This is a genomic window from Desulfovibrio sp. ZJ200 (genome assembly GCF_011039095.1).
In the GTDB taxonomy this organism is placed as follows: domain Bacteria; phylum Desulfobacterota; class Desulfovibrionia; order Desulfovibrionales; family Desulfovibrionaceae; genus Desulfovibrio.
Window position 1 is genome coordinate 1 of record NZ_JAAKEH010000068.1, and the last position, 10,924, is coordinate 10,924.

The window sequence follows — 10,924 nt, forward strand, 5'->3', positions numbered from 1 at the left end:
TTTTTATCAAGAAGGGCTTGCAATTCCCGAATCTCCTCGCATGAGAAACAACTTGGGCGATGGCCATTGGGTTTGGCTGATAATCGTTGGTTTTCACGGTAAGCTCTGACCCAATTGCAGATGCTAGCCGGGGTATAACCTAAAATATCTGCCAATTGCCTGGCTGTTGCTTTTCCATCAAGATACGCATGAACAGCCTTGGTTCGGATTTCTTCAGATGCAAATTTCATCTCTGCAATCTAAACGATTTTTAAATAAAATAAAAGTCAAATTGCTCTAGTTGGTAGAAAAATATTTTACATATTTTCCTACCAACTATATTACCAACATTCTTTCTGGCTTTCAGAGGACTCTATCACACTTCATCAGCCAACCTCCCCATGCCGGGCGGTCGCCTCCTGGCATTTTCATTTCCCATACACTTGCCATACCTTCCGGGCCGACTTCCAGCGCCTGATTCATTTTTTGCAGAGCATCTTGCCTGGTCTCCGAAGCTCAAGCCAGGACACGCATTCGGGCACGCTGGACATGCTGGCGTCGCTCTCTTTGCGACGAATAATCCATCCCTGCGGGAAATGGCAATCTCACATATTCCACGAAGATTGCACTTTTTCACCATGCACACAGGAGGCTCGCAACCCAGAGACGCAAAGACAGCGACACCCCAAAGCGATTCTCGTTTCTCATGGTTTGTCTCCATACCGACACGAGGTGGGCGCGATACACACAATCCCGTCCCGGCTCATACCCCGTAGCGTTCTCCCCATACGCACTGTCACCGCCAGCCTGCATTCGGATGCCCCCGCTGTCACGCTCACTATGTCGACCATTCTATGAGCCAAATACAGATCGGACGGCTGCCGCATGATGCCCAGACTTTCGCCGCATACCGTCTTTTTATGAGCCGGATGTTTATCTGGAGCCGTCGCTATACCCGCCAGCGACACACCGGATACGACTGCGCTTCACGCCCGATACGCACTCGCCGCATTCCCGATGCCCGCACCATGCGTCTTTGTTTTCGCACGGATGCCTGTTCATTCGTCCGGCATTGTCTCCGAGGGCCAGCTTACGTTTCGTATAGACGCTTCGCGTCATACTTCACGGCTGGCGAGGGGCAAAGCCCCTTCGAACCCAAAAAGGCAAAAAGGCAGGAAAGGCAATGAGGCGCGTCAAGCCCGTGCGCAACGCCGCTGTCATCGTGCGCGTGTTCCCGGAGGAGCGCGACATTCTCCGCTTCAACGCGGGAGTGCATGGCATGAGCATGTCGGAGTACATCCGCCAGACCTGCCTTGGCATCCGCCTGCGGAAAACGCCGGAAGAGAAACGGCGGTTGCGGGAACTGGCCCGCATCGGCGCGAACATCAACCAGCTCGCGAGATGGGCCAACACCTATAAGCGGGCAACGGAAGCCGTGAAGGTATTGGCCGCGCTGGCGGGTATCGAACGGCGCATCGCCGAGTTCGCATCATGCGCTTCAGCGGAAAATGAACCGGAGGCCGAGCCATGCTGATGAAGGTCTTTCCGCACGGCACCGGAGAAGGCGACAAGCCCAGCCGCTATCTTGTGCGCCCGGACTATCCGGGGAGAGACACAGCCCCGCCCCAGGTGCTGCAAGGATTTCCCCCTCCTTCCCCTTTGCAAAAAATGAGTTATCTGAAAAAATAAAAGGGTTCGCGTATAGTTCATTCTGGCTTCTGTTCCACAGCAATGCCACAGCCTTACAGCTGAAAGTAGCCTTGCAAGGAATATCTGTGCCAGAATTATACAGTTTTTGCTCAGAGGAGGAGCAATGACCAGCATCTTATCCTCAGATCGTCCGCAAACAGACCCTTCCCGTGACTTGTTCGGCTATGCGCCTTTTGCGCAAACCTTGACAAAGGCCATCTGCAATCACCGCTCAAGCGATCCTCTTGTGCTTGGTCTGTATGGAGCCTGGGGATCAGGCAAATCCACGATCCTGAAATTTATTTGTCATAATCTGAAAGCAGTGCCGGAAAAAGAGCGTCCCATTGTCATTGAGTTTAATCCGTGGTGGTTCAGTGGGCAGGAACATCTGGCCAGAGCCTTTTTGGATCAGCTTCAGGCTGTGTTGCCCAAGAAAGATGATGCTTTCAAGGAGTTGGGAGTGCTGCTGGGAAATTTTTCCGAAATTATTGGTGGAGGTATTGATGCAGTAGCACAGACGGGTGGTTTCGGGAAAAAGGTTGGTTCGCTGGTAAAAAGCATCTTCAATCGTCCTCCCCAGGATGTCCCTGCCCTCAAGGAGAAAATATGTACCACCCTGCAAAAGTCGGAAAAACATATTGTCATCATGATTGATGATATCGATCGTCTTGAAGCGGAGGAAATACGGCAGCTTTTTACCGTGATCAAGGCACTGGCAGACTTTCCCAACGTCATCTATCTGCTGGCCTTTGATCAGGCTGTCGTTGTGCGGGCCATAGAGAAGTGCAGCGATATGCCGGGGCAGGCGTATCTGGAAAAGATTATTCAGGCTTCCTTTGTTGTGCCTCTGGTGGACAGGACGATCCTGCTCAATGGATTGGAGAAGCGTCTTAACGAGATCCTGAAAGGGACGCCTGAATATCTTTTTGAGCGGAGTCATTGGATCTCTGTTCTTTATAATGGTCTTGATAAATTTTTTACTGTGCCGCGTAATATTGTCCGTTTCTGCAATACCTTATCCGTAACCTATCCGGCTGTACGTGGCGAAGTCAATGCCGTCGACTTTATCGTCATTGAAGCCATCAGATTTTTTCTGCCAGAGCTGTATATGTATATACGGGAAAATCAAAATGAGTTTGTTGGCACTCATTCTAAAAAAAGTTTATCATATAAAAAATTAATAAATATATTGGATACATTTGTACCTGAAGACATGCGTCAGAACATGGGAAGAATACTTAAGTTACTATTTCCTTATATTGCAAATAATCATTTTGTCCATCAACACTATGCACGCAGGACGTTACCAATTGGGGATAGCGAATTTTTCTCCTGTTATTTTTGCTTCAATCCATCGTCAAATACCATCAGCAATTCTGAAATACTGCAATGGCTGGAAAAGGCAGGGGATGCCGATGCCTTTGGATCGGTATTGCTTCAGGCGAAAGATCAAGGACTGTTACAAGTGCATATCCACCTTGGCAGATTGCGCGACCATGTCGAAGAAGATATTCAGGAAAAGGATATTCCTGTAGTTATAGGAGTTCTGCTTGATATCGGTGATGAACTAATTGAATCTCCTTATGATGCCTATGATTCTTTTACTATAGTCAATAATTCTGATCTTGTTACAGCTACTGTAGAGATGCTAGGCAGACGTCTTCCTCTGGATCAGCGTCTGTCTACTCTTGAACATGCCATACAGGATGGGAGCGCGCTTGCAGTACAGTGTTTCTTATTGGGGGATTCTGAAATGGCGATTGAGGAAGGTAGAGAACCGCTTATTCCTCAAGAGGAACTTCAAATATTTAAAACTCTCTTGCTGGCAAAATTTGACGAATGCATCACAAACAAGACTTTGTTGTGTCATCAAAATCTGATGCGTATTCTTAATATATGGTCATACTGGAGTACAGATACGTCAAAAATCAGAAACTGGTGTACCGAGGTGACAAAAACGGATGACGGCATGCTTACCTTTATAAAAAAGTTTATTTGTTCAAGGCAGTATTTATCGGAGGGAGTAACTATAACTCATCATATTAAGCCACAATCACTGGAACCCTATATTGATGTCGCAGCTTGTGAGAAGCGTATCCTTATCTTGCAGGAAGAAGGCAGGATTCCTCAGGAATATGAGGAAACTGCCACACTGTTCTTGCAGGGCGTTGAACTATGGCGCAAAGGCAAGACTCCTGAAAATACTCTCTGACACTCCTATGAAAATGGCACTGCGGGCCTTCCGCATCAGAAGGCCCGCAGTGATTCACAGCATCAGGCCTGGATGCACATTTCAGGCTGTCCGTCCACAGCCGTTCCAGCAGCCACTTCCAGCCCTGGCAGGCCGTTCACGATTTTCACTGTCTCCAGGCTGACCGTGATCACGCTCAGGAGCAGATCCAGAATATACCTTGGGTTGCCCTGTTCTTCGGTCCAGTCGTTGGGATCGTTGGTGATGCCGCTGGCCTTGTCGGTTTTGAGCTGGTAGCGTTCCATGATCCATTCAATGGCGGAACGTCCATTGATCACATAGTCGTAGGCTTCCGGCGGGATATGGGAGATGGTGATCCACGGGTTGTATTCAATCGCCGATTTGTCCCCCTTGCGGGGGAAGCGCATTTTTTCCACGCGGAAGTTGCCGTTTTCCGCGCCTTGTACCTGCACGGTCGGGCAGGGAGGTTGGGTTTCATAGTTCAGGTGCAAATCGGCCAGGGCGCGGCCCGCCTTGCTGAATGTCCAGAAATCCGCAGGCTTTTCCAGCAGCGGCAAGCGCGGCAGCATCTTTTTCAAGTCCGCCGCAAAGGTGCGGCGGTAGTCCGGCGAATGCAGCAAGCCATAGACATAATAGAAAATATCTTCCTTTGTTACCTTTGGCCCGTAGCTTTCCCGGCAGCGATCCAGTATAAAGCTTGTAATACCGTCTTTGCGCGTGTATTCCTCGTTTCCTGCATCAAAGAGTGTAGGATGGTATATGGATCGCTTTTCGTAATAGTACAACGGGAAGCATTGGCTACCATCATTATGAAGATGAAGATCTGGAATGAAATTGACTATAACAGGACTGAATTCTATCCACCGTCCACCAATACCCGGAAAACAGATAACTAAATTTTTTGTTTCCTGTGTTGGAAAGAGTTTGGGCATTTGATACTGCATTTCATTCAATGCCGCGGAAAAATAGACGTGCTGTTTGCAGAAGGGACGGTATACTGCCTGCATAATGGCAGAAGCCTCAAAAGGCTTTGTCCGTTTCTTCTGAAAATCATTTTGAAATGCGCGTGTCCAGCTTATTCTTGTAGCATCAAGGCGAGGTTTTTCTTCGCCGGATTCCACCATCTCATTATAATAGTTAATGGTCTTCTGAATATTCTTCTGTAAATTTATCTTTGAAAAGTTGTAGCACCATGCATCACGTCCTGATGCTAACCCTCTCGAATAATACGGCGCAAAAAAGGTCTGCTTATTGTCCTTATTGTCCTTGTCTCCCAGCGGAATAAAGGAACTGAACACATCATTGCGCTGATTGAGCCAATCGCCATGCGTATTGGGGCAAAGATGCGTCCAGTTCATGGCAGGATTGAGGATGCTGCGCTTTTTGGCAATGATGGCAAGCTTTTCTTCCCGGCTCAGGTAATCGCCGATGTCGTGATACTGAATGACGGCCTTGCCCTGGTGTCCGGGCTTTTTGACCAGCACAGTGATGGCAATGGGCGTGCGGCTGCCAAGGCCAAAGACATTGCCGGATTCCTTACGCCGCAATTCTCCCGACGTGCGGCAGTTTCCGCGCAAATTGAAGACATAGATGGCGCTGAACTCCGCTTCCAGCGTTTTACGGAAGCCGTCCATTGCATTGCCGTCCAGCCAGTAGCCATTGGAAACAAAGGCGATGATGCCGCCGTGCTGTTTGTCCAGCCTGTCCGAAGCCCAGCGAAACGCCTTGATATAAGAATCATACAGCGCGTTCTTGTTGGTCTTGTCCGATTGCGCGGCATAGGTGGCGGCAATGCGTTGTTCCAGCTTCGGGTAGGACTGATTCCGCGCGTCGTCATTGGCGGATTTCTGCCCAACGGAATAGGGCGGGTTGCCGATGATGACCTGAATGGGCGTATTCCGCTGGGCCTGCACCCGTTCGGAATTTTGCGGCAGGGCCGGGGCGTACAAAGCCTGCTGATCGTCGGCTTCGCCAAGCTGAAAGGTATCCGTCAGGCAGATGCCGTTGAAGGGCGTGTAGGCTGTGGCTTCTCCCCGCGCGGCATGCCAGGCGTTTTCAATATTGATCGACGCGATATAGTAGGCCAGCAACACAATTTCATTGGCGTGCAGCTCCGCCGCGTATTTGCGGGGCAGGGCCTCCGGCGCGACAAGGCCGCTCTGGATCAGGCGGGCAATGAAGGTTCCCGTGCCAGTGAAGGGATCGAGAATGTGAACATTCTCATCAGAGAGCGTGCGTCCGAAGGCCGCCTGAAGCACGTCGGCCACGGAGCGGTTGATAAAATCAACAATCTCAACGGGCGTATAGACGATGCCCAGTTTTTCCACGGTCAGGGGAAAAGCGGTGCGGAAGAATTTGTCATACAGCTCAACAATGATGCGCTGCCGTCCCTCGGCATTGTCGATGCCGGAAACGCGCATTTTCACGGATTCATAAAAACGCGAGAGGACAACGGTATCCTTTTCCAGGGCCTGCGCTTCCAGCAGATCGATCATGCCTTGCAGGGCCTGCGAAACGGGATTGTTGCGCACAAAGGAATAATTTTCAAACAGGGCTTCAAAGACCGGTTTGGTGATCATGTGCTGGGCCAGCATCTCCACCACTTCGCCGGATGTGACGGAGGGATTGATGTTTTTGCGCAAGCCTCCAAGAAAATCCTCAAAGGCTGTCTTGTGCGGGCCGGGAACCGCAATCAGGCGATTGATGCGCTCCATATAGCCCTGAGCGATTTTGGCCACGTCCGCCGCCCACTGTTCCCAATAACGCCTGTTGCCCACTTTCTGCACCATGCGGGCATAAATGGTATTTTGCAGTTCCTGTATTTGCGGCAGCGGAAGCTGCACCGGCCTTGTTTTGCCGTCTCCCCGCGGGGTTCTGTCGCCAGTGTCGTCAGCGGAGCCATCGGCAATGCCGCCAACCAGAACGGAACCGCCTTCCGCGGGCTTGTGGTGATTGAGCTCAATCTTGTTGACTGTGGCGCTGAAGCGATCATCATGGGCGCGCAAGGCGTTCAGCACTGTCCAGACCACGGCAAAGCGCCTGTTGTCGTTCAGGGCTTCTTCCGGCGTCACCTGGGAAGGAATCAGCACCGGAATAATAATATAGCCGAACTTCTTGCCCGGCGCCGTCCGCATGACGCGCCCCACGGACTGCACCACGTCAATCTGGGAATTGCGGGCCGAAAGGAAGAGCACCGCGTCCAGCGAAGGCACGTCCACGCCTTCGGAAAGACAGCGCACATTGGTCAGGATGCGGCATTCATTGCCGTCGGCAGGCGCGGCATTGAGCCAGGCAAGTTTTTCGTCGCGGGTTGTGGCGGGCATGGTTCCGTCCACATGATCCGCGGCAACGCGGACCATTTCCGCCCGTTCCTCCTGCGGCAGGCTCTCGTAATAGCTTTCCTTGAAGCCATTGAAGACCGCGCTGATTTTTTTGGAAATTCTGATGCTCTGGCAAAAGGCGACCGCCTTGCGCATGGGGGAGGGATCCGACGCTTTCAACAGGCCCTCATCAATGAGCATACGCTTTGAGAGCGCGTTGATGCATCCCACAAGCTTGCTGGCGTCGTCGGTGTCAATTTCCTTGCCGCCGTCCGCCACGGCGGCTTGCAGGGCGGCGGGAATCTGGCTTTCACTGAGCGTCAGCACCAGCACCTTGTAATCCGCCAGCAGGTTTTTATCGACCGCTTCACCGAAGCCGATGCGGAAGACCTCCGGCCCGTACATGGCTGCATCATCCATTGAGCACAGATAGGCGTCGGCATCCTGCGCCCTTTTCTTGCTTTCCTCGGCATAGAGACGCGGCGTTGCCGTCATGTACAGGCGTTTTCCGGCCCGGATAAAGCTGTTGTCATGCACCTTCACAAAGGCGGATTCATCTTCATCCTTCAGAGTGACGCCGGTTGTCCGGTGCGCCTCGTCGCAGATAATCAGGTCAAAGTCCCGCTGAAATTCCTTTTGGGCCTGGGCGACAACCTCAATGGACTGATAGGTGGAGAACACCACGACCAGACCATCCTTGTGGAACTTTTCAGCCAGCCTGAACTGCCGGACAATGTCCGTCACCCGCGTGGATGCGGGAAAGGCCAGATCCGTGACGCTGCAGCCGTCCGTGTCGTCGTCGTTCTTTTTCCTGCTCTTGCTGACTTCCGGATCAGAGCAGATGCAGATGGGAAAGATCGGGGCGGAACTTTCCGCTGTCCATTCCCGAAGCGTCTGCCCCACCAGCGCAATGGACGGGGCCAGAAACAGCACCAGGCCCGCGCCGCTGGTTTCGTTCTCCGCAATTTTCAGGGAAGTGAAGGTCTTGCCCGTGCCGCAGGCCATGATCAGCCGGCCGCGATCCCCGGTCTGAAAATGTTCGTGAAAAGCGGCAATGGCTGCCTGCTGATGCGGGCGCGGCCGCTTTTTGCCCTGCCGGGCCCGCAAACCGTGGATGCCCCGCTCCAGCGCGGCCCAGTCCACGGGCGCGCTTTCCAGATCGGCAAGACTGATGCGCTGTACCGGCGGTTCCTGGTGGCGGATGGCGTTTTCCGCCTCGCTGCCCCATTTGTTTGTGGTGGAGATCCAGAGCCGGAGCGCAAAAGAGGTCGCCCGGCGCTCATCGTTGACAAACTGCCTGCTGGACGTGGCCAGAAAACTGTCCACAGCGGGCTTGTCAATGCGGGCCTTTTCATCATAGCACTTGCACTGAATGGCCCAAAAATCGCCCTCCACCGTCTGGGCAACAAGATCAATGCCCGTATCCCTGCCGCCAAGGTTTTCTTTGTACGGAAATTCCCGCCAGAGCCAGACATGCCGGAATGTGCCCGCATACCACGGGACTGTCTGCAAAAATGCCTGCATCAGGCGCTCAAAACGGTCGCCCTTGTCCCGCTCGGAAAAGGAAACGGCGCGGTATTTGGCGAGAACGTCGCGGAAGGTCATGGGGGGACTCCTGCAAGAAGGAGAAGAGGGCGTCAGCTTACTCTGGAACGGCCAAAAAGGAAATCGGAAAATGAGAAGGAATTGCGGGAACTTTGAGATGCCGCCATGTCATACATATCCGGCCACCTGCCGCACGCGAGTAACCATTTTCTGTCCGCTTTCAGGGAAAGAAGCGTCCGCTCTTGTAAAGCAAAATTATCAATACTATGCCAAAATATGTCAAAATATGCATTTTCCCACATTGTCATCCGGTTGTCAGTGGAAAAGGATTCTGGTATTTGATCTGGAAAGAAGAGAATGATATGGTAAAATTTGAAGCTGAATCGCTTTATCCTTTGAACCACGCAAAGCTGACAAACTGATAAAGCTATGAAACCTTTCGACATAAAACAGGTATCAAATGCTTTTGCCAAGAGGCTTGATGCGGTCGAAGAAGCTGCAGAAAGTCAATATGATAGGGATATTACAGATCAGGAAATAAATGAATATTTTGATTTTATAAAGCATATTGAAGGTCGGTATTATAATAATTTAAACTTTATGCTCATCGATGCACTTAAAGCAATTGCCCTCAGGAAAAACCCTACTCAAATAGTAACCAATGATCCTGCCAGTGCCGCAGTATTAGGAGTATTACTTACAATGCTTGAAGCAAAAGCTATTCGCTCTATAGGAAAAGATAATTTTGTTCATGTTATAAAAGAATTCATTGACCGTGTTTTTTCAGATATGAAAGATGATTTATCTGTACATCCTGAACTTATCCGAAATATCAGTATGCGGGATCATCTAATAAAGCTGAATCATAGTATCAGGGTAAAAATAAAAAATATGTTCAAATAGATGCTGATCTTTGTGAACATCTGGCTAAAATATCGAGAGCGTAACTAAATAATGTTTTAGATGTTATCTCTCGTCCCTTAGCCGGACAGTAATGATAGATGATCTGGTGTTCGGCAAGTTCCATTTTTTCAAGAAACATATCCACAACTTCTTCCACCTGTTCCCGCGTCGGCTGTTCGCCTTCCCGCCAGGAAAAAATTCAGTGCTGCACAGGCTTGGCGCTGTGAACCGATTCTCTGGCAAGCGCGATCATTTCGGCTTTTTGCCCGGTATGGGTTGAGGAAAGAAAATTTCTTCCTCCCGCATATTCGATCTTTTCCTGCGGGTTTTTATTGTGGGGAAAGCGGATGTAATCCACCAGATCGCCTATCTGCCATGACTTCGATTTTTCAATTTTCCGGTTCTTGATTTTTTTTGACGATCATCGAGGGCCATGCCGATTTTTTGAATCAAGCACACGAGTTTCCGCAGGGCGTCTTCCTGCGTTTCCATAATGCCGCGCGATGCTTTTAACTGCCGGAGCGTTGCAAAATTGTGCTTGAGCAGACCGCCGATCCGCCGCAGTTCTCCCACGGTTTTCACGTCAGTGCAGGCCGCAATCGTTCCGCCGAAAAAACGCCGCCGCGCGTATTCCGACAGGGACAGTCCCGCGATGTCCGCCTGCTCCATCAGGCGTGCTTTTTCCATATCGGTAACACGGATCGTTACCCATTTTCTGGCGGCGCTCCGGCCGCCGCCCTCCGTCTTTCTTTCATGTCTTTTGCCTTTGGAATGCGAGAAGCAAAGCGCCGAGCATTCGGGTGTCCAGAGGGCGTCAGCCCTTTGGCAGGATGGAAGTTGTGCGTGTAGCACAACTTCCATCCTGCCACGGCGACCCCGTATCGTGGAGTGGTAGATTTATGCAAAAATTTATCTTTACTGCCGATTGACCATATTCTCTTCTCAGAGGAGGCAAAAACACATGGCTTCAAAAGCAACAATACGCATAGAACAGCTCACGAAGGCGAAGAAACTGCTCATGAATTTGCCGAAGAAAAAAGACGGAAAAACAGACCGGACGCAGCAAAATTTCTGGAAAAAGCTTTCAGGAACGCTCTCAAAAAAGGCTACAGCCCAAAAGAACTGAGTCAGCTGCTCAAGAATGAGAGCATCATCATTCCCGCATATCTTATTCAGAAATTTTTATCTGAAACTGCGGACAGCGCGGACGTTGCTCCTGCACAAAAAAAGGAAATTCCCCCGCAAAAACCACCGGCTCCGGCAAGAGCATCTTTCA

General features: G+C 50.8%; 10 protein-coding genes. 5 read left to right on the forward strand and 5 right to left on the reverse strand.

Annotated features, from left to right (window positions below; translation table 11 throughout):
- On the reverse strand, positions 1-230 hold a 230-nt coding region (locus G7Y52_RS13485), incomplete at its 3' end, for a helix-turn-helix domain-containing protein (protein WP_165065509.1).
- A 932-nt stretch (positions 231-1,162) separates the two neighbouring features.
- Here G7Y52_RS13485 and mobC point away from each other — a divergent pair.
- The 3 genes from mobC to G7Y52_RS13500 all read left to right on the forward strand — a co-directional run bounded on the left by mobC (position 1,163) and on the right by G7Y52_RS13500 (position 3,880).
- Positions 1,163-1,513, forward strand: coding sequence for a plasmid mobilization relaxosome protein MobC (mobC, locus tag G7Y52_RS13490; protein WP_165072755.1), 351 nt, complete (start codon positions 1,163-1,165; stop codon positions 1,511-1,513).
- Positions 1,507-1,668, forward strand: a complete 162-nt coding sequence (locus G7Y52_RS13495; protein WP_165072753.1) for a hypothetical protein — start codon at positions 1,507-1,509, stop codon at positions 1,666-1,668. The genes mobC and G7Y52_RS13495 overlap by 7 nt, the downstream gene beginning before the upstream one ends.
- Before the next feature lie 124 nt (positions 1,669-1,792).
- Positions 1,793-3,880: a P-loop NTPase fold protein gene (locus tag G7Y52_RS13500; protein WP_165072757.1), complete on the forward strand. Its 2,088-nt coding sequence runs from the start codon at positions 1,793-1,795 to the stop codon at positions 3,878-3,880.
- A gap of 62 nt (positions 3,881-3,942) precedes the next feature.
- On the opposite strand, the gene G7Y52_RS13505 is transcribed toward G7Y52_RS13500, so the two are convergent.
- Entirely contained in the window at positions 3,943-8,805 is a 4,863-nt protein-coding gene (locus G7Y52_RS13505; RefSeq protein ID WP_165072759.1) for a type ISP restriction/modification enzyme, read from the reverse strand.
- A gap of 369 nt (positions 8,806-9,174) precedes the next feature.
- Between G7Y52_RS13505 and G7Y52_RS13510 the strand changes: the two genes are divergently transcribed.
- Positions 9,175-9,648: a hypothetical protein gene (locus tag G7Y52_RS13510; RefSeq protein WP_165072761.1), complete on the forward strand. Its 474-nt coding sequence runs from the start codon at positions 9,175-9,177 to the stop codon at positions 9,646-9,648.
- Here G7Y52_RS13510 and G7Y52_RS15085 read toward each other — a convergent pair.
- From G7Y52_RS15085 to G7Y52_RS13520, 3 genes are read right to left on the reverse strand one after another with little or no spacing between them, the layout of a single operon-like run.
- Complete coding sequence (locus G7Y52_RS15085) at positions 9,641-9,805, reverse strand: hypothetical protein (RefSeq protein ID WP_206215313.1); 165 nt, start codon at positions 9,803-9,805, stop codon at positions 9,641-9,643. The genes G7Y52_RS13510 and G7Y52_RS15085 overlap by 8 nt on opposite strands.
- 42 nt (positions 9,806-9,847) lie before the next feature.
- On the reverse strand, positions 9,848-10,006 hold the full coding sequence (locus tag G7Y52_RS15090; protein ID WP_206215314.1) for a hypothetical protein: 159 nt from the start codon (positions 10,004-10,006) through the stop codon (positions 9,848-9,850).
- Positions 10,007-10,014: 8 nt separating this feature from the next.
- Positions 10,015-10,335, reverse strand: a complete 321-nt coding sequence (locus tag G7Y52_RS13520) for a hypothetical protein (RefSeq protein WP_206215315.1) — start codon at positions 10,333-10,335, stop codon at positions 10,015-10,017.
- Positions 10,336-10,536: 201 nt separating this feature from the next.
- Between G7Y52_RS13520 and G7Y52_RS13525 the strand changes: the two genes are divergently transcribed.
- On the forward strand, positions 10,537-10,924 hold a 388-nt coding region (locus G7Y52_RS13525; protein WP_165072767.1), incomplete at its 3' end, for a hypothetical protein.

Bases quoted from the DNA above. Each gene is read 5' to 3' on its own strand.
- G7Y52_RS13520 (WP_206215315.1), bottom strand. From the start codon at position 10,335: ATGGAAAAAGCACGCCTGATGGAGCAGGCGGACATCGCGGGACTGTCC.
- mobC (WP_165072755.1), top strand. From the start codon at position 1,163: ATGAGGCGCGTCAAGCCCGTGCGCAACGCCGCTGTCATCGTGCGCGTG.
- G7Y52_RS13510 (WP_165072761.1), top strand. From the start codon at position 9,175: ATGAAACCTTTCGACATAAAACAGGTATCAAATGCTTTTGCCAAGAGG.
- G7Y52_RS13495 (WP_165072753.1), top strand. From the start codon at position 1,507: ATGCTGATGAAGGTCTTTCCGCACGGCACCGGAGAAGGCGACAAGCCC.
- G7Y52_RS13505 (WP_165072759.1), bottom strand. From the start codon at position 8,805: ATGACCTTCCGCGACGTTCTCGCCAAATACCGCGCCGTTTCCTTTTCC.
- G7Y52_RS13500 (WP_165072757.1), top strand. From the start codon at position 1,793: ATGACCAGCATCTTATCCTCAGATCGTCCGCAAACAGACCCTTCCCGT.